16 protein-coding genes and 1 tRNA gene are annotated in these 18,182 nt (G+C 62.2%); 9 read left to right on the top strand and 8 right to left on the bottom strand.

Features of this window, described 5'->3' with window-relative positions:
• The first annotated feature begins 18 nt into the window (after window positions 1–18).
• Complete coding sequence (locus tag ACYU81_RS12960) at window positions 19–708, top strand: TorF family putative porin (RefSeq protein ID WP_460987949.1); 690 nt, start codon at window positions 19–21, stop codon at window positions 706–708.
• Window positions 709–714: 6 nt separating this feature from the next.
• On the opposite strand, the gene ACYU81_RS12955 is transcribed toward ACYU81_RS12960, so the two are convergent.
• Entirely contained in the window at window positions 715–2,733 is a 2,019-nt protein-coding gene (locus ACYU81_RS12955; protein ID WP_460987948.1) for a putative bifunctional diguanylate cyclase/phosphodiesterase, read from the bottom strand.
• A 121-nt stretch (window positions 2,734–2,854) separates the two neighbouring features.
• On the opposite strand from ACYU81_RS12955, the gene moaA reads away from it, so the two are divergent.
• From moaA to ACYU81_RS12940, 3 genes are all read left to right on the top strand, one after another.
• The gene (gene moaA / locus ACYU81_RS12950) at window positions 2,855–3,868 is read left to right on the top strand and encodes a GTP 3',8-cyclase MoaA (RefSeq protein WP_460987947.1); all 1,014 of its coding nucleotides are present in this window, start codon (window positions 2,855–2,857) and stop codon (window positions 3,866–3,868) included.
• The gene (locus ACYU81_RS12945; protein ID WP_449472121.1) at window positions 3,865–4,641 is read left to right on the top strand and encodes an NAD kinase; all 777 of its coding nucleotides are present in this window, start codon (window positions 3,865–3,867) and stop codon (window positions 4,639–4,641) included. The genes moaA and ACYU81_RS12945 overlap by 4 nt, the downstream gene beginning before the upstream one ends.
• 79 nt (window positions 4,642–4,720) lie before the next feature.
• Window positions 4,721–4,795: transfer RNA gene (locus ACYU81_RS12940), tRNA-Asn, on the top strand.
• Window positions 4,796–5,034: 239 nt separating this feature from the next.
• Here ACYU81_RS12940 and ACYU81_RS12935 read toward each other — a convergent pair.
• Genes ACYU81_RS12935 through ACYU81_RS12925 form a run of 3 tightly spaced genes read right to left on the bottom strand, consistent with a single transcriptional unit; the run spans window position 5,035 to window position 7,604 of the window.
• Window positions 5,035–6,333, bottom strand: coding sequence for an SPOR domain-containing protein (locus tag ACYU81_RS12935; RefSeq protein ID WP_460987946.1), 1,299 nt, complete (start codon window positions 6,331–6,333; stop codon window positions 5,035–5,037).
• Between the two features lie 13 nt (window positions 6,334–6,346).
• Window positions 6,347–6,865, bottom strand: coding sequence for a hypothetical protein (locus tag ACYU81_RS12930; protein WP_196226278.1), 519 nt, complete (start codon window positions 6,863–6,865; stop codon window positions 6,347–6,349).
• A 16-nt stretch (window positions 6,866–6,881) separates the two neighbouring features.
• A complete protein-coding gene (locus ACYU81_RS12925) occupies window positions 6,882–7,604 on the bottom strand; it encodes an AAA family ATPase (protein WP_449472118.1) in 723 nt (240 codons plus the stop codon).
• A gap of 180 nt (window positions 7,605–7,784) precedes the next feature.
• Here ACYU81_RS12925 and ACYU81_RS12920 point away from each other — a divergent pair, with 180 nt between their 5' ends.
• The 3 genes from ACYU81_RS12920 (at window position 7,785) to purU (ending at window position 10,861) form a co-directional block, all read left to right on the top strand.
• Window positions 7,785–8,831, top strand: coding sequence for an SPOR domain-containing protein (locus ACYU81_RS12920; RefSeq protein WP_460987945.1), 1,047 nt, complete (start codon window positions 7,785–7,787; stop codon window positions 8,829–8,831).
• Between the two features lie 72 nt (window positions 8,832–8,903).
• Complete coding sequence (locus tag ACYU81_RS12915; RefSeq protein WP_460987944.1) at window positions 8,904–9,923, top strand: 2-oxoadipate dioxygenase/decarboxylase family protein; 1,020 nt, start codon at window positions 8,904–8,906, stop codon at window positions 9,921–9,923.
• A gap of 98 nt (window positions 9,924–10,021) precedes the next feature.
• Complete coding sequence (purU, locus tag ACYU81_RS12910; protein WP_460988190.1) at window positions 10,022–10,861, top strand: formyltetrahydrofolate deformylase; 840 nt, start codon at window positions 10,022–10,024, stop codon at window positions 10,859–10,861.
• A 545-nt stretch (window positions 10,862–11,406) separates the two neighbouring features.
• Here the strand turns inward: purU and ACYU81_RS12905 are convergent.
• The 4 genes from ACYU81_RS12905 to ACYU81_RS12890 all read right to left on the bottom strand — a co-directional run bounded on the left by ACYU81_RS12905 (window position 11,407) and on the right by ACYU81_RS12890 (window position 15,118).
• Window positions 11,407–11,619: a DUF2093 domain-containing protein gene (locus tag ACYU81_RS12905; protein ID WP_460987943.1), complete on the bottom strand. Its 213-nt coding sequence runs from the start codon at window positions 11,617–11,619 to the stop codon at window positions 11,407–11,409.
• Window positions 11,619–13,022, bottom strand: coding sequence for an NAD(P)H-dependent flavin oxidoreductase (locus ACYU81_RS12900; RefSeq protein ID WP_460987942.1), 1,404 nt, complete (start codon window positions 13,020–13,022; stop codon window positions 11,619–11,621). The genes ACYU81_RS12905 and ACYU81_RS12900 overlap by 1 nt, the downstream gene beginning before the upstream one ends.
• Before the next feature lie 94 nt (window positions 13,023–13,116).
• Window positions 13,117–14,256, bottom strand: coding sequence for a glycosyltransferase family 4 protein (locus tag ACYU81_RS12895; protein WP_460987941.1), 1,140 nt, complete (start codon window positions 14,254–14,256; stop codon window positions 13,117–13,119).
• A complete protein-coding gene (locus ACYU81_RS12890; protein ID WP_460988189.1) occupies window positions 14,249–15,118 on the bottom strand; it encodes an alpha/beta fold hydrolase in 870 nt (289 codons plus the stop codon). Before ACYU81_RS12890 ends, ACYU81_RS12895 begins: the two co-directional genes overlap by 8 nt.
• A gap of 64 nt (window positions 15,119–15,182) precedes the next feature.
• Here ACYU81_RS12890 and ACYU81_RS12885 point away from each other — a divergent pair, with 64 nt between their 5' ends.
• A complete protein-coding gene (locus ACYU81_RS12885; protein WP_460987940.1) occupies window positions 15,183–16,577 on the top strand; it encodes a protein adenylyltransferase SelO in 1,395 nt (464 codons plus the stop codon).
• Between the two features lie 145 nt (window positions 16,578–16,722).
• Entirely contained in the window at window positions 16,723–18,156 is a 1,434-nt protein-coding gene (gene astD, locus ACYU81_RS12880) for a succinylglutamate-semialdehyde dehydrogenase (protein ID WP_449472108.1), read from the top strand.
• Window positions 18,157–18,182 lie beyond the last annotated feature (26 nt).

The raw sequence follows: 18,182 nt of genomic DNA, 5'->3' as shown, positions 1-18,182 counted from the left end.
TTGACGGTGGCGGCGGCAATGATGCTGGCCGCCACCTCTTCCCCCGCCTTCGCGCAATATGCTGACCGGTTTTCGGCGACCGCCGAGGTGGCAAGCGATGAACGCAGGCGGGGGTTGAGCTGGAGCGATGGCGACCCGGTCGTGCGGGGAACAATCGTCATACAGGCGACGGAGGGATTGAGCTTCGATGCCGCCGCGACATCCTTATGGAACAGCAGCCGTCACCGTGGAGCCGATCCCGTGGTGGACCTTGGCACATCCTATGCCCGGCAAATGGGCGCATGGCGGCTTTCTGCGAGAGGGGTATATCACCTGTTTCCGGGTGCGTCGGGACAGGGATATGGCGAGGTTGGAGCCGGTGCAGGATTCCTGATCGGCCCGGCAAATATCGACGTCAACGCCAGCTATGCACCACGACAAAGCTCGATTGGCGGAGATAATCTTTACCTCTCGGCTTCGGCATCGGCGGGTATCCCCGGCACGCCGTTCACCGTCTCGGCGCATGTCGGTCGTTCGAGCGGCCGGACCCGCAATATGGAAGATGCAGCCCGCCTGCGGCCTGATGGCACATATTGGGACCACGGGATCAGCATCGATTATCTGAAGCGGCAATGGTTTGCGGGCGTGCGTTATGCAAATAGCAGCATCGATGGCGAAGCGCGTCACTCAGGAGCAACCCTGATCGGCCGGGCCGGAATCGCCTTTTAGGCTGCCTCAGCCCTTCAGCGCCATCGCGGTCAGTTCAGCGGAGGATATCCCGGCCGACCGCAGAAAGCCCTGATAATAGTCGCAACCTTCGCGCGCCAGCAAATCGAGTTGCTGCTGCGTTTCCACACCCTCGGCAATGACGCTCATGCCGAGGGACTTGGCCATGTGGATGACGCCCCGCACCACGATCCGGTCACGCGCAGTGCCCGCAATGTCCTGGGCCAGGCCGCTGTCGATCTTGAGATAGTCGAGGGGGAGGCTTTTCAGATAGGCAAGGCTGGAATAGCCGGTGCCGAAATCATCGACCGCTACCGCCAGACCCTCCGCGCGAAGAGCGGTGAGGAGCGCGGTGGCCGCAGCGATATTTTCGATGAGGCCGCTTTCGGTGATCTCAACCGTCAGGCGCGAACGGGGAAAGCCGCTTTCGTCAACGAGGTTGAGGAACTGCGACATGAAGCCCGGCTGCGCGATATCGGCGGCGGTCACGTTGATCGACAGACGAAGATGCGAGAGCGTCCGGGGCCAAGCCGCCGCCTGACGCAGCGCTTCGGCCTGGATGTGGGCCGAAAGTGGAAGCATATAATCGGATCGTTCGGCGGTCGCGAAAAGCATGCCCGCGCCGAGGGGGCCATATTGAGGGTGGTTCCAGCGGGCGAGCGCCTCCACCCCCGTCATGTGATCGCCCCCTACCGGATATTGCGGCTGGAAGACGATGCCGATTTCTCCCCGGTGCAGCGCAAGGCGCAGGTCGGTTTCCAATTGGTCGGCATCGACCTGTCGACTGCGTTTTTCGGCCGAGAAGATGCGAATGCCTTCTCCACCCCCTGCCCGTGCGTCCGCCAGAGCGGTTCCCGCCCGCCGTAGCAGCCGGGTAGCATCATCGTCTGCTCGCGATTGGGCGATGCCGCAGCGGGCCGTCAGGCGGATTAGGTGATCGCCTGCGCTAAAGGGCCGGACGATGACGCCAATTAGTTGGCGCGCCAGGAAGGTTGCGCGGTCGCTCGCGGCTGCCTCGCCCGTGAGGCCGACGAGAAATTCCGTCCCGGCGATGCGGGCCACGATCGCGCCGGGCGCGGCGTCTGCCGCCATCCGCTCGATCCTCCTCGCAATCCGGCCGAGCAGGGCGTCGCCGACCACCTGACCATAGGCGGCGTTCATGCGGTCGAACTGGCTGATCGAGAGCAGGAGGATCGTGGTGGCAAGACCGGAACGCTTTTCCAACCACTCAAGCGCCGCCTGCCGCGAGCTAAGGCCGGTCAGGTCGTCCCGGCCGGTCGCATCGTCCCCATGCATATCAGACAACCACTCAACATCGGCAGCCACGACGCCGTCGATCAGGCGGAGATGATGAACGAGCCGATCGCCCGGTCGCCCCGGCGCGGCATGGGCAAAGGATTCTGGCCGACCCGATCGCATCATGCCGCGCAGGCCCGCAATAACCGACCGCCGTTCCGCACGAGGCAGGCAGCGAGCAAACTGCGCAGGGCTGATCGTCTGGCGATCCAGGTTGAGGTGCCGGGCGAGATTGTCGCTGAGACGCAGGGATCGCCCTCCCCGCTCCAATTCCCAGAATAGCGCGTCGCCACGGCGTATGCGCTGGGCACGCTGGCTAGGCACCGTGCCGCCGCCGAGACGGTCCACGAGACGCTGGGCCGAAGCGAGCGTCGCCCGCAACTGATCGGTTGAAAATGGAGCGGCGAGAAAATGGGTCGCACCCACTTCCAGCAGTCCCGTGACAGACCCCAGCGCCTGCGCGTCGATCAGGGCGATGAGCGCTCCACCGCCCGCCTCTACGGCCGGGGAAAAGGCATCGATGAGGCCGCTGGCTCCGTCCGCCGCATCGCGCATGTCGACAAGGGCGATCTGCGCGTCGCTATGCAGGAACCGTTGCGGCGCATCCTTCGTGCGCCGGGCCGCGATGGCACGCCAGCCAGCCAGACCAGCCGCACGCGACAAGCCATCCCTGTCACCGGGCGACAGAATGAAAAGGCTGCGCTGTCCATGCAGTGCGGATTCACCGCTCACATCAAAACTCCCGGGGTACAGCGCATGGCGGGCATATAGCAGACAGGCGTTAGCGACCCGTTCACGCTCCTGCAACCGGCAGTGCTTGCACCGGACTTTGCCATGGCCTAGCTAGTCGAGCATGAACAAGCCCGATCTTGGGCGCACGGCCATGACCGATGCGTTGGGCCGCCGGATCAGCTATTTGCGGATTTCGGTCACGGATAGATGCGACCTGCGTTGCCGCTATTGCATGGCGGAGCGCATGACCTTCCTGCCCAAGGATCAGGTGCTGACGCTGGAGGAGATCGCGCTGCTCGCCGACCTCTTCATCGCTCGCGGCGTACGCAAAATCCGGCTAACCGGTGGCGAACCGCTGGTCAGACGGGACATTATCGATCTCGTGCGGCGCGTTGGACGCCATTTGGGCGACGGGCTGGACGAACTGACGTTGACCAGCAACGGCACGCGGCTGGCCCAGCATGCGGAGGCGCTTTTCGACGCGGGCGTGCGGCGGATCAATGTCAGCCTCGACAGCCGCGATCCCCAGCGGTTCGCCCATGTCACGCGCAATGGGGACATCCGGCCGGTTCTTGAGGGGCTGGCGGCGGCGAAGGCGGCGGGTCTCGCGATCAAGATCAACATGGTGGCGCTGAAGGGCGTCAATGATGATGAAATCCTGCCCATGCTCCAATGGTGCGATCAGCAGAGTTTTGACCTGACATTGATCGAGACGATGCCGCTGGGCGAGACTGGCGAGGATCGCACTGATCATTATCTGCCGCTGACGGAAGTAGTGGAACAACTGCCGCAGCAGCATGAACTGCGACCGATCGCGCATCGCACGGGCGGGCCTTCACGCTATCATGCGGTTGACGGAATGCGTGTGAAATTGGGGCTTATCACGCCCCTGACCAACAATTTCTGTGCAGATTGCAACCGTATGCGCATGACCTGCGAAGGGAAGATATTCATGTGCCTGGGACATGAGGATCATGTCGACCTCAAGACTGCCTTCCGTGAAGGTGGCATCGGGGCGGTCGAACCGCTGATCGATCGTGCGCTGCGTTTGAAGCCAGCCAAGCATGATTTTCGCATCGGCGGCGATGCGCCGACCGCAGCGGTTAGCCGCCACATGAGTGTAACGGGCGGATGACCGAGGAACCGCGGCGCGCCCTGCTCGCGTCCCCCACCCAAGCTGCGAAGGCCGCCGAGGAACGGCTTCGCGCCGCCTATGACTTCGTCCCTTTCGAGCAGGCGAACATGATCATCGCGCTGGGTGGCGACGGATTCATGCTGCAAACGCTGCATTCCATGCTGGAGAGCCGCCGGATCATGCCTGTGTTCGGAATGAACCTTGGCACGGTCGGCTTCCTGATGAACGAATGGCGGCTGGAACGGCTGGAACAGCGGATCGAGGCGGCCAAGCTTTTCAAGGTCAATCCGTTGCGCATGACGGTCGATACCGTCGATGGCGAACGCTTTTCGATTCCCGCCATCAATGAAGTGTCGCTGCTGCGTGAGACGCGCCAGACGGCGAAGCTGGAAGTCCATGTAAATGGCCGAACAGCGCTCACTGAACTGGTATGCGACGGCGTGCTGGTCGCAACGCCTGCTGGCTCTACGGCCTATAATCTGTCCGCGCATGGTCCTATCCTGCCGCTGGGTTCGGGCCTGGTCGCGTTGACGCCGATCAGCCCCTTTCGTCCCCGCCGCTGGCGTGGGGCGATCCTGCCTGAAAGCACGGCGATCCGTTTCACCGTGCTTGATCCGGTGAAGCGCCCCGTTAGCGCGGTCGCGGATCAGCGCGAAGTCCGTGACGTCGCCGAGGTCGAGGTGCAGATCGATCGAGGGACGCCTCTCACCCTCCTTTTCGACCCCGAACATACGTTGGATGACCGGATCGCAGCGGAACAATTCATCGCCTGAAAAAATTCGCAATTCTGTCCTTGCCATCCGAAGAATCTCGCTGCTATAGGCGCGGCCTGCCCAGCGAGAGCCGGGCTGCTCCCCGATAGCTCAGCGGTAGAGCATTCGACTGTTAATCGAATGGCCGTAGGTTCGAATCCTACTCGGGGAGCCACTTTCGCCCACTTGGGCGGCTCTAGAAATTTGCGGAAAATAGCGGAATTCGTCCGAGCGGGCGGACAAAGCGCGCGCATATTCGCTTGCCGGAATATCGCTACGTCGCTTCTTATGTTGAGACTGTAGAGATGAATTGCTCGCCACCGAAGCGACGCCCTTCAGCGTCTCGAAAGAGCGTAAACACGACAAACCCCATCCCCATGAGGGGATGAGGTCATCGATCTGAAAGACGTTAAGTCAGCGCGAAGCGAACTGGCGCGGCTTGGATGCCAGCGCCCACCGCTGCGGCGCCGCGCCGGGGGCTTTTTCCCGAACGAAGCATTGGCCACGGCGAGCGCGGATTGCGTGGCATAGCGCCGCCGCTTCCACACGATCGTCAAAGCCGCTGACCGCAAGGCGGGCATAGCTGACGCCGTTCACGGTAATCTGGCTGGTGAGGACCGGCAACGCGGCTATCGCGCTGTTCCGGCGGGCGATGTCGTACCATTTCTCCTTGGCGATCGCAGCGTTTGAATAGGCGCCAAGTTGAACGACCCACGGGCTGTTCCCATTGCCATCGAAACGAAGTGCTGGGCGAGCCGCGAGCGGAGCGCGAGCGACTGCCTGCTGGCGGAGCCCTGCGGCCTTTGCCGGAGCATGGGATATTTTCATGGGCATCGCCGGAGCGACATAAGGCGTGAAGGCGACCGCCTGCTGAACTGGTTCCTGCTGCGTCGCTTCGGGGGCCACCTCCTCGGCAACGGAAGCGGTCGGCGTTTCGGCCGCACTTGCCTCTGCCATCTGGACCGGCGCGGCTTCGGTGGCGAGGGCGAGCGCGACGGGCTGACCCGCGTCGCTGCCATCAACGGCTATGCCCATCAGACCGGCAATGCGCTGCTGCGCGAAATCGGGAGCAGCGGTCTGCGCCCACTGAGCGATGCGCTGATTGGCGGCGAGCGGTTCGAGGTCGAGGCCCGCCATCACGCGCGCATCCTTCCACCGTCCCGCCAGCGCATAGGCATAGGCGAGATTTTGGCGCGTGCGCGCGGTGGCCGAGGGATCGTGAATGGCTTCGGACAGGATGCGAACACCCTCTGCCGCGTCGCCAGCCATTGCCATGGCGAGTCCATAGTCGCTCGCGGGAACGACGTCTGAATTGGTCGCGAGCAACTCGCGCGCAGCATCATTCTTCCCAAGCGCTACCTTCACCAGGGCGAGGCTGACGATCGTGCGGGAATCGCGATTGCCAAGGGTCATTGCGTCGGTGAGCGCGGTTTCGGCGGAAATGAGACGGCCACTCGCGATATAGGCGCGGCCCAGCAACTGCCGATAATTTGCGTCTTGTGGAGCAGCTTTGACCGCCGCCTCTGCCGCCGCGACTGCGCGAACGCCATCCCGGCTGATCAACGCCTTGTCGATGGCTGCCGTCGCACGGCTGGGATCCTCCTTGGCCGCTGCGATCGCAGACGGACGGAATGCCGCGCCGGTGCAGCCGACCATCGTGGTTCCAACGATCAGCGACGAAAGTGCCGCCTTGGAAAGAGCGCTGCGCTTCATGGCTTGATCCTTCTTACTCTGCTTCGTCGCGCGGCAGTTGCTGCGCGAGCCGGTCGATTTCCGGCAGGCTGGCGAGGAAAATATCGAGTGCTTCGGTCACCATCTGTTGGGCAGAACGGCCCGCGACGGCGCTCGCAAGGCGAAGCTTCAGATGCCGATCCGCGTCCAGCCGCAGCGTGAAGGCGGCCTTGCGGCCTTTGGTTCCGGTGCGGATGGCGGGAGCGATCGTCTTGACCGCTTCTTCCATGCGCTCGGCCAATTCCTCTCGCTCGACAACGACGGAAGGGATGGGCGCGGCTACCGGCGGCAGCGTCATCGGGGTAAGACCGACAACGGCGCGAGGTTCGGCAGGGACCGGTTCAGGCTCGGTCACATCGAAGCCCATGTCGTTCCAGCCCAGATCATCCTGGAGCAGCGCTGCCGTTGCCTGATGGCCGAAGCCCATGATGGGGCGGCGCATGGCGGGCTGGGCAGCGCCCTTGCGGGCGAGAAGTCCGGAGGTCAGCGAAGCGAGTGGCTTGGGTTCGGCCATGATGTCTTCCCTCCCTTTACTGACCTACGACGCGGCGGCCGAAGCCACCCGTCGCTGGACGAACCGCACCGCTGGTCCCCGCCGTGCCGTTGGGCACCGAGAAGACCGTGCGACGGAAATTCTTTTCCAGGCGGTCGGAGACATAGGTCCACAATTGCGTGACCTCGCCCGCCGAACGGCCGTTGGGATCAACCTCCATCACCGTGCGGCCGTCGATCATCGATGCGGCGAAATCGGTGCGATGATGCAGTGTTACCGGCGCAACTGTGCCATGCTGGGAAAGTGCTACCGCAGCTTCCGATGTGATCCGCGCCTTCGGCGTAGCGGCGTTGACCACGAAGATCAGCGGCTTGCCTGCCCGTTCGCACAGGTCCACCGTCGCACCAACAGCGCGCAGGTCATGAGGGCTGGGACGGGTCGGCACCACGATCAGTTCGGCGACGGAGATGACGCTTTGAATGGCCATGGTGATCGCCGGGGGCGTATCGATCACGGCAAGTTTGAAGCCCTGCTGACGCAGAATTTCAAGATCGGCTGCAAGACGCGCGACCGTCGTCTGGGCGAAGGCGGGAAATTCGGCCTCACGTTCATTCCACCAGTCGGCAAGAGACCCCTGGGGATCGATGTCGATCAGGACGACCGGGCCAGCGCCTGCCCTTTGCGCCTGAACGGCCAAGTGACCAGACAAGGTGGTCTTCCCCGATCCGCCTTTTTGCGATGCCAATGCGAGTATGCGCACGCGCGTTTCCCCCAGAAAATCCAATTGCCTATTGGACTGCCACGGCGGCACCTAAAAATTGGTTAACTTCGGCGCATCCTTCAAAAGGAAGCATGGTATGAAGAATGCGCATCCTAATGCTAAGCGAGCGTTAACCTTGTTCGCTCATAGGCTGGGGCTACGCTGTTCTTTCAGGAGCACATGCACATGAAGTACATCTGGGGCATCCTGGCCGCCGCAACGATGCTGAGTCTGGCGCCACCTGCCCTTGCCGATGTAAAAGCCGGGGTCGATGCCTGGCAGCAGGGTGATTATGAAAAAGCCGTCAGCGTCTGGCGGCCGCTTGCGCAGGCAGGCGATCCTGATGCGCAATTCAACATGGGCCAGGCGAACAAGCTTGGACGTGGTGTCAAAGCCGACATGGCCGTCGCGCTCGATTGGTATCGGAAGGCCGCCGCGCAGGGGCACGTTCGGGCCGAGGACAATCTCGGCCTGCTGATGTTTCAGCAAGGGGAGCGTGCGAGCGCCCTTCCCTATCTGCAGCGCTCCGCGGCGCGGGGCGAACCGCGCGCCCAATATATCGTCGGCACGGCCCTTTTTAACGGAGATCTGACGACCAAGAACTGGCCCCGCGCCTATGCCCTGATGAGCCGGGCGGCGGCGGCGGGCCTGGCGCAGGCAACGGCCAGCCTGAAGCAGATGGATAAATATATCCCTGATGATCAACGTCAGCAGGGGCTCGCGCTGGCGCGGGAGATGGGCCAGAACGAGGTAGCGGCGCTGGCGGAAGCCAATGGCCGCCTGTCCGCCATGCCCATTCTGCGCGAAGAAGCGCCGTCGATGGCGAGCGCCGATCTGCGACCTGTGCGCACTCCGGAAAAGCCTACGCCCGTCAAGCCATTGCCGAAGCCGAAATCTGATGCGCCCAAGGCCGCCGTGGCCGCCGCCCAAACGCCGAAGCCAGTCGTTGAAAAGGCTAAGGCCAGCAAGACGCCAGAGCCCAAGGTAGCTGCCAACGGACCCTGGCGCGTACAGCTGGGAGCGTTTAGCGAAGAAGCCCGCGCGCGCGCGCTTTGGACCAGTCTGCGCGGCAAAGTGGCTGGCCTGTCGGCCTATCAGCTTTTTTTGGTGAAAGGCGGAGCAATGACCAGGTTGCAGGCTGGGCCGTTGGCGAACAACGCGGAAGCGTCTCGGCTATGCAGTGCCATCAAGGCAGCTGGTGCCGATTGCATGCCCCGGAAAATGTGACAGGGAACAACACTGCCTCTTGGAAGTCGCGGATCGGCGCGCGATAAAGCCATATTCGATATGGAGCGCGCCATGGCCGTCGATAGCGATCAGGGAAATGTAGAAGCGCTGGTCAGGGCCACGCTGGGCGATAGTGCTGCGGAGCAAGTGCTTGCGGCGCTTACGATCGTACCGCCTTTGCTGGCGGAAACCGGCCCTGATGTCTCTCGGGCAGCGCTTGCCATGGCCTTGAACGTCATTCTGTTTCACGGCCTGCTGCAACGGGTTCCGAGCGGCGCTGCTTATGTGGCGGACAGGTTGGCCAGCGGTGGCAAAGTGGTGTTCGATCATGGAGCACTAAGAACGATCCGCCTGCCCCAAGGCCCCACGGGAGCTTTGCCCGCCGGGGAAGACGCTTTCACGCGTATCCTAAAGCCATTGGGCTATACGCTGGCTGGGGTTTATCCTCTGGACCGGCTGAAAATGACCGGCCGCGCCTATGCGCATGCCGACGCTCCCCAAGACATTCCTCAATTCTTCGTTTCGGAACTGCATGTGGATCGTTTTGATGCCGAGTTTGCTACAGTCGCGACGCGCGTTTTTGGCACGTCGCTCGATCCGATCGATCCGGAAACGCGGGCAGTATTGCGCGCCTATGAATCTGGACAGCTTGTCCCATTCGAGCATGCGCGGACGACCTTGACGGTCCTGGTGTCTGCCTTCGATCGGCAGCATGATCCTGCCACGTTGGAAGACTATGAACTGTTGCTATCGCGGTCGCCTGAAGCCGCGTGGATCGCGACGGAGGGCAACGCCTTCAACCATGCCACCGACCGGGTGGCGGATGTCGCGGCCTTGGCCCAGCGGCTGAAAGCTGACGGATGGCCGATCAAGGATGAGGTCGAAATCTCCCGCAATGGCCGCGTGAAGCAGACCGCCCTTCGCGCAGACCCAATCGAACGGCTATTTGCCGGAAACAAGGTGAGGCAAGTACCCGGTTCTTTCTACGAATTCATCAGCCGGGATGTCGATCCCGCAAACGGGTTGCTGGACCTGTCATTCGACGCGGGGAATGCCACCGGAATTTTCGCGATGACGAGCGCCAATGGTTGAAGTCCTTTAACGGCTTGATCATGGGGGCGGCATAAGGCAACGGCTTTCCCGATCATTCGCGGAGGCTCCCTTTGAAAAATCCGGTTGTCCCATCATGGGTGCTGACGCTTGTCTGCTCCGACCGTGTGGGAATCGTTGCAGCGGTTAGCCAGTTCCTGGCGGAACGCGGATGCTTCATCACGGACAGCCAGCAATATGCCGACAGGGAAGCGGGGCGCTTCTTCATGCGGGTGGCTTTTGAGGCAACCGATGGCCGGATCACGGATACCGAGCAACTGCAAGGCGAGTTCGATGCCGTAGGCGCGCGCTTCGGCATGGACTGGCGTATCACCGCCGCACAGGAAAAGCCGCGGATGCTGCTCGCCGTTTCCAAGGGCTCGCACTGTCTGGCCGACCTCCTGCACCGTTGGCAGACAGGGACGTTGGCCATCGACATCATGGGGGTCGTGTCGAACCATCCCGACATGCGCCGGATTACCGAATGGCATGGCATCCCCTATCATGAGCTTCCGGCGAACGGAGATAAGGCAACGCAGGAAGCCGCTTTGCTGGACGTCTTCAGCCGATCACGATCGGATTATCTGATCCTCGCACGCTACATGCAGGTATTGTCCGAAAAGCTTGTGGAACAGATCGAAGGACGTTGCGTCAATATCCATCACAGCTTCCTGCCGGGATTCAAGGGTGCGCGGCCCTACCACCGGGCGCATGAGCGCGGCGTCAAACTGATCGGCGCGACGGCGCATTTCGTGACCGCCGACCTCGATGAAGGGCCGATCATCGAACAAGCCGTGGAGCGCGTCGACCATCGTGCCACGGCCGAAGACATGATCCGCATCGGCCGCGACATCGAGGCGCAGGTTCTGGCGCGAGCGGTCGGCTGGATCGCTGACCGCCGGGTGCTCCTGAATGGTCGAAAGACCGTCGTTTTCCGCTGATCAGATGCCGAGTTTGGCCCAAAAGTCTTCGGGCGCAATCACGGCATCAGCCGTAGCTCTGGGCTTCCGCGACCAGGATGAGTGTGGAATGTAGATGTCGCGCCCTGTGTCGCCAGGGCGTTTGCGGCGTGCAAGAATGGGTCGAGGGCTCATCGTCTTCTCCTTATGCGGAGGAACACGAAACCTTGCGTGGTCGCATGGGGGCCGTGCGCTTTAGCCGTTGTTGACGCGGAGCAAGCTGTCATCCTTCAAAAGCCGCGGAGCCTTAAGCTCGACGCCTTTCTACAATGCCGCTTTTGAAAGGAAACATAGCTTTGCTTTAACGGCAGTCACTTACGCTTGCCGCTGTTGCCGAGGTTCGATCAAAATAGAATGTCGTAAATAAACCAGCCCACAATGAGGAAGCTGGTGACGACACATATCCGATCGCCATAGATATCAATTCGCGACATCGTCGACATCCTTCCGCACGCGGCGATCTATGTCGCCTGCGTGGACAGGATAACGCATCAAACCAGGAAAGGGAACAAAAAGTGCGGCGCCGGTCAGGCCGTCACTAAGCCGCGATGACGCAGGAAGGACTGGGTCGCCTCAACGGGACCCCGATAGGCCTCCTGAAACTCAGCGCTCCAATATTTAAGGTCGTCAAGATCTATACGTGCACCCGAAATCGCACAAAGGACGAACTGGCCCGGGCGCATTATGTCGAAATGTGGCGTGTGATATTCCAGCACCGCCAACCCCTGAATTTCAGCCATCAGTCGCCCGTCAAAATACGGTCTACGAGCTGCTTCACCGTCGGCACGAAACCGTTGGAATAGAAAGGATCCTGCTTGAACTTGTAAGCGCCATGTCCGGCGAACAGAAGGTTCTTGTCTAGGTCCCCGCCATGCACCGCCTCTTGCAAGGATTTCTGGATACAGAAGCTCCTTGGATCGGCAAGACGGCCGGTGGAGTTGGTCTCACTGTCCATCCAGCTTGAGAATGCGCACTGGCTGAGACAGCCCATGCAGTCGGTCTGATCCTTGCGGATCTCCGCCCGTTCCTCTTCGGTGACGAATACCAGCGTGTTGTCCGGCGTCTTGAGAGCGGAGGTGAGGCCCTGCCCCACCCATTCGCGCGCGCGCAACAGGTCGCCGCGCGTTACCCAGAAATTCTTGCCCTTCACGCCTGCATCAAGCTGATGCGTGTGATCGCCCGCCTGCTCCGTGCTAAACGGGATCTGGCGTTCCGACCGGGCTTCAAGCTGGCGCAGGAAGGGGTTACGGATCGCCGAGCTGTAGAAGCCGGTCGGCGAGAAGCGATGAAGCAGTACGTCGCCCGGTTCCAGCTGGGTCAGGCGTTCCTTCCAAAGCTGGGGGATAGGGCTTTCCTGCGTCAGCAGCGGGCGTGTGCCGAACTGGAACGCGATGGTGCCCAGTTCCGGATTGTCGATCCAGTCGTTCCAATCCTTAAGGTGCCAAACCCCGCCTGCCATGACGATTGGCACTTCGTCGGATATGCCGCCTTCGCGCATGGTTTCCCGAAGCGCCTTGACGCGCGGATAGGGATCCTGAGGCTCCCGCGGATCCTCGGCATTGGAAAGGCCGTTATGACCGCCCGCCAGCCACGGGTCCTCATACACCACGGCCGCCAGCCATTCAGACGCCTTTGAGTAAGCCCGCTTCCACAAGGCGCGAAAGGCACGGCCCGAACTGACGATAGGGAGGTAGCTCACGCCATAAGAGGCCGCGATTTCGCTGAGCTTGTAGGGCATGCCCGCGCCGCAAGTGACGCCCGCCACCATGCCCCTGGTCTTTTCCAGAACGCCGTGCAGCACGCGCTGCGCACCGCCCATTTCCCAGAGGACGTTGATGTTGATCGCGCCTTTACCGCCAGCGATTTCGAAAGCGCGCTTCACCTGCTCCACCGCACCATCGACGGCATAGGCGATCAATTCTTCGTGACGATCGCGGCGAGTACGACCGTGGTAGATCTGGGGAATGACATTGCCCATGCTATCATAGCTGTCGGCATTGACCGCCGACACGGTGCCAATGCCGCCCGCAGCGGCCCATGCACCGGAACTGGCGTGATTGGAGACGGCCACGCCTTTCCCGCCCTCGACCAGCGGCCATACTTCACGACCACCATAGATGATGGGCTTCAAACCCTTGAACAACCTAATCTCCCGCGCAACATCTGCTGGGTCACCCGTCGACTAAGGGCCGCTCTATAGCAGCTTTCACGACCGATGACGAATTTACGGCCGCGCCCTACCGCAAAATATGGGGGCTGGATAGTACCTGTCCATAAAGCGTCGCATAAGCATCCACCATTGCGGCCTCTTCGAAATCGCGTTGAGCCCGGTGCAGGTTCGCGTCACCCAGACGGTTGCGAAGCTCGGAACTTGCGGCCAGCCGTCCTAGCGCGTCGGACAGCGCCGCCTCATCAGAGGCGATGAATGGCTGGTTTTCCGGCGCGACCATCTGAGCGACATCTCCCACGTCGGTTGACGCCACCGGCAGGCGCGCGGCCATCGCTTCCACCAGGGAGATGGGGAATTGTTCACTGTCGGAGGAAAGGGCGAAGATATCGAGCAAGCCGATGAAACACGAAGGATTGGGCAGGAACCCGGGCATGCAGATGTCATCGAGCCCGTGCCGCGCGGCTTCAGCCATGATCGCGTCGCGCTCAGGCCCTTCTCCGATGACCACCAGTTGCAGCTTATCACGGTGCGGCGCGATGGCGCGGACCAGCCGGGGGATATTCTTCACCGCGCGCAAACCGGCCAGCGTGCCGACAAGCAGCTTGCCCGGTGAGCGCACCAGCCCTGGAATGGCGCCGGGAACGGGTTGAAGATATTGTGCGACGTCGATCCCATTGCGGATCAAATGCACTTTCCGCGCAGGCTGATGCCACATCGCGCGGGCAATCTGGTTTAGCCGGATGGACGGCACGACGACGGCCTGGGCGCGCTGGAGCGCCAGCCGACGGTAGAGGTTGCGCCCTGTCTTGAGGCGCTCAGCCTCCTCGATGTTGAAGCCGTCCTCATGATGGATGAGCGGGGGCATCGGGAAAAAGGATGAGCAGAAACGATGGGCCATGACAGCATCCATCGCGCCCCAATTATAGGTGAGAACGAGGTCAAAACTGGACATGAACCGTCCTAAAGCCCGGAAGCGGCCTGGGCCGGGACGGCCGGTGAGCCGTGGAGGATCGGGGAAGCTGACATCTATTCCCGGCGCGATCGCCGATCGGGCGCCCATTGCTTCGGGCGCCGCGCTGACAATCGTGTGGCTGGCGCGATTGCCCCACAGGTTCATCAGACGGACGGCGCGCGCTTCCTTGCCGCCGAGGGAGAAGCTGCCGTGAACATGAAGAAGCCGGGGCGGCCGCTGATGAGCGTCAGCCATACAGGACTCGAGCGAGTAGGCGGTCGATGGCGGCGGCAGCTTCCGGCTCGTCCAGGATCGGCGCGTGGCCGACGTCGGGAACGGTCACCAGTTCAGCGCTCGAGCCCATATCTGACAGCATGCGTTCGGCTGTTGAGGCGCTGATAACATCGGAGTGTTCGCCGCGCAGAATCAATGAAGGAATGCCCTGGAAGGAAGACATTACGGGCCATAGGTCGACCCCGGCCTCACCTCCGGCCAAGCGGAGGGGTTCGGCTATCCGCATGTCATAGTCCAGCACGACGCGACCTCCGCTGTTGAGGCGGTACAGGCGCTTGGCCATGGCTAGCCATTGTTCGAGGCCATAGCGGGGATAGATGTCGCGGTTCGCCTCTTCGAGGGCGCGGGCGGCCTGGACCCAGCTTTGATGTGATTGGCCAACGCCCACATAGGTCCGGATGCGGTCCAGCCCCCCCTGCTCGAGCTTTGGCCCGACATCGTTCAAAAGCGCGCCCGCCAGCCACTCGCGGTGAGTCGCGGCGATCAACATGGTGATGAGGCCACCGAGCGAGGTGCCGATCGCGACGAAGCGGGTGATGGCGAGGTCGGCGAGAAGGCGGCTGATGTCCTGCAAATAGGTCAGCGGGACGTAGGTCATCGGGTCCTTGGCCTGAGCGCTTTCGGCCCGGCCGCGCATGTCGGGGCAGATGAGGCGCCAATCGCCCGCCAGACGATCGGCCAACGGTTCGAAATCGCGGGCGTTGCGGGTCAGGCCCGGCAGGCACAGTAGCGGCGGGCGACCGTCTTCGCCCCCGCCATAATCGCGATAATGGAGCCTGAGGCCATCGGGAGACCACCAATAGCCGTCGGTGAAGCTGGTCAACGGTGCGCCCTCAAATAAATGTCCAGCGGTTGCAACTTCCTGCCCCGCTCCCCCATATCGCCGCATGGACAAATCCTCGCAAGCAAACAGATACAATCCGGCAAAGGAAATCTTCGGATTACAGCCGGATTTCGCAGATGAGGTCGCCCCGGCGGACTTCCCACAGACGATTTTACGATACCGTAACGACCGGGCCGCAGCCAGTGTGGGGTTGGAAACGCTAAGCGATGACGAGTGGATTCGTCATTTCGGGCGATTCGCCCCCCTGCCTGGCAACCTGCCCCAGCCCTTGGCCCTGCGTTATCATGGACATCAGTTCCGGGCCTACAATCCCGACATAGGCGACGGGCGCGGTTTCCTTTTCGCGCAGCTGCGCGACGATGCGGGACGGCTTCTGGATCTGGGGACGAAGGGATCGGGGCAGACGCCCTATAGCCGCTTCGGCGATGGCCGCCTGACGCTGAAAGGCGGGGTTCGCGAGATATTGGCGACCGAAATGCTGGAGGCTCTGGGCGTCAACACGTCAAAGACCTTCTCGCTGATCGAGACTGGCGAGGCGCTGGAGCGTAATGACGAACCCTCCCCCACCCGCGCGGCGGTGATGGTGCGGCTTAGCCATTCGCACATCCGTATTGGATCGTTCCAGCGCGCCGCCTATTTCGACGACAAACCCTTGTTGGAGCGGCTGACCGATTATTCGCTGCGGACGCTCTATGATGAGGAGCCGGGCAACAACGCCCCCGCGCAATTGCTTGGGCGCGTGGTCGAACGGACGGCCGATCTGGCGGCAAGCTACATGGTCGCGGGGTTCGTGCATGGCGTGCTGAACAGCGACAATATCAATGTGACCGGCGAGAGCTTCGATTATGGGCCGTGGCGCTTCACGCCAAATTGGGAGCCGGGCTTTACGGCCGCCTATTTCGATCATGCCGGACTTTATGCCTTTGGGCGACAAGCAGAGGCGATCCATTGGGACGTGGCGCAGCTGGCTGTTTCGCTGAGGCCGCTGGTTGAAGCCGAACCGTTGATTGAGCAACTGGAGCGGTTCCCGGACCTGTTTGAGAAGGCAATGGTGCGTCGCTTCTGCTGGCGGCTGGGCGTCGTGCCTTCGGAAGACACGAACGCCATGATCCAGGCGGCAGTCAATGGCATGGCGGCGAGCGCAACGCCGATTGATCGCTTTTTCCATGACTGGCGCGGTGGCGAGCCGCGCGAGGGGACGGACTATTCCGGTGAACCTTGGGCGGCGTTCCGGGAGGCTGTCGCGGGGATGGAGGCGAGTGGCGGCAGGGAGCATGGCTATTGGAACGATGCGGCGCCCTGTTCGATGCATATCGACGAGGTCGAGGCGATCTGGAGCGCCATTGTCGAGGGGGATGACTGGTCGCTGTTGCAGGAGAAGGTGGCCGCCGTTCGGCGGATGGGTGAGGCTATGGGGGATCGTCCGGACGTGCCTTGAGGCGGTGGGCTTGCTCGCTGCGCTCGCCCCCCTCTCCCCCGCCTCGATGAGAGTCACGCGCCTCTCATCGACCCCGGAAGGGGAGAGGAGTTTTAGTTGTTTTGCGCCGCTTCCCTAATGGGCTGTTATCCGCCATATCGGCTGTATGTCCGCGACGCTGACTTCGATTGAACCCGCCACTGGCGCACTGTTGTGGCAGGGGACTGCTAGCGATGTAGAGGCCGAGGTCGCACGGGTCAGGGCGGCGTGGCCCTCCTGGGCTGCACAACCGATTTCCTATCGCATCGAGACGCTGCGTCGCTTCGTCAATGTCGTGCGCGCCAATGAAGAGGTGTTGACCGACCTGATCGCGCGGGAGACGGGAAAACCGCTTTGGGACGCGCGAACCGAAGTCACGGCCGTGATGAACAAGGTCGACATTTCGGTGGCCGCCTATTCGGAGCGGACAGGGCAGCGGCGGCTGGAATCGGCGATGGGCGCCCGCCAGTCGGTGCGGCACAAACCGCATGGCGTCATGGCGGTGCTAGGCCCCTATAATTTCCCCGCTCATCTGCCCAATGGCCATATCATTCCTGCCCTGCTGGCCGGGAACGGCGTGCTGTTCAAACCGTCCGAAAAGACGCCAGCGGTGGGCGAAATGCTGGTGCGCTTCTACCATGAGGCGGGCGTGCCGCAGGATGTGGTTCGTCTGGTGCTGGGCGGGCCGGATGAGGGCAAGGCGCTTGCGGCCCATGCCGACGTGAACGGCATTCTATTTACCGGGTCGGCATCGACGGGCCTGGCGATCAATCGGCAGTTCGCCAGCAATCCGGGCAAGATATTGGCGCTGGAAATGGGCGGGAATAATCCGATCGTCGTCTGGGACACCGGCGATATCGCCAGCGCCGCCGTCCTGGTGGTGCAGTCGGCTTTCCTGTCCAGCGGCCAGCGTTGCACGGCGGCGAGCCGGTTGATCGTCAAGGAAGAGCTGGCCGACATGCTGATCGGCGAGGTCAAGAAGATCGCCGACCGGCTGATCGTCGATCATCCGCATGCCGACCCTGCCCCCTTCATGGGACCGGTCATCGACAATCATGCGGCGGACCAGCTAACCGAAAGCTTCCTTTATCTGATGAGCCATGGCGGGCGGCCGATAAAGCATCTCGTGCGCCTGTCGGAAGACAGGCCGTTGTTGAGCCCAGCTATTATCGACGTGACCGCGATGACGGAACGGCCCGACGTAGAGCTGTTCGGGCCGTTGCTACAGGTAATCCGCGTTCCCGATTTCCCAGCGGCGATCGCGGAGGCGAACAATAGCCGTTATGGCCTGTCGGCTTCCCTGATCGGCGGGTCGCCCGAGCAATATAATCAGTTTTGGGCGAATATCCGGGCAGGCATTGTCAACTGGAACCGGCCGACCAACGGCGCTTCGTCCTCCGCGCCGTTCGGAGGCCTAGGCATTTCCGGCAATCATCGGCCGAGCGCTTTTTATGCGGCCGATTATTGCGCCTATCCGGTTTCATCGGCGGAAATCGAGCAGCCACGGGCATCGATCGGGATTGGGCTGAAGGAAGTGGATGTCAGTGGGATGGGGGATTGAGCGGAGTTCTCCCGGCGTCATGCCAG

It is taken from the genome of Sphingobium sp. TomTYG75 (genome assembly GCF_054771635.1).
Note: the sequence above shows the minus strand (reverse complement) of the source record. Positions and strands in the feature narration are given on the sequence as shown.

Coding starts and splice junctions, on each gene's coding strand:
- ACYU81_RS12905 (WP_460987943.1), bottom strand. CDS start 11,619: ATGGCTGAAATTCAGGGGTTGGCGGTGCTGGAATATCACACGCCACAT.
- ACYU81_RS12915 (WP_460987944.1), top strand. CDS start 8,904: ATGGCCGTCGATAGCGATCAGGGAAATGTAGAAGCGCTGGTCAGGGCC.
- ACYU81_RS12885 (WP_460987940.1), top strand. CDS start 15,183: ATGGACAAATCCTCGCAAGCAAACAGATACAATCCGGCAAAGGAAATC.
- moaA (WP_460987947.1), top strand. CDS start 2,855: ATGAACAAGCCCGATCTTGGGCGCACGGCCATGACCGATGCGTTGGGC.
- ACYU81_RS12960 (WP_460987949.1), top strand. CDS start 19: ATGATGCTGGCCGCCACCTCTTCCCCCGCCTTCGCGCAATATGCTGAC.
- astD (WP_449472108.1), top strand. CDS start 16,723: ATGTCCGCGACGCTGACTTCGATTGAACCCGCCACTGGCGCACTGTTG.
- ACYU81_RS12945 (WP_449472121.1), top strand. CDS start 3,865: ATGACCGAGGAACCGCGGCGCGCCCTGCTCGCGTCCCCCACCCAAGCT.
- ACYU81_RS12895 (WP_460987941.1), bottom strand. CDS start 14,256: ATGGCTGACGCTCATCAGCGGCCGCCCCGGCTTCTTCATGTTCACGGC.
- ACYU81_RS12920 (WP_460987945.1), top strand. CDS start 7,785: ATGCACATGAAGTACATCTGGGGCATCCTGGCCGCCGCAACGATGCTG.
- ACYU81_RS12935 (WP_460987946.1), bottom strand. CDS start 6,333: ATGAAGCGCAGCGCTCTTTCCAAGGCGGCACTTTCGTCGCTGATCGTT.
- ACYU81_RS12930 (WP_196226278.1), bottom strand. CDS start 6,865: ATGGCCGAACCCAAGCCACTCGCTTCGCTGACCTCCGGACTTCTCGCC.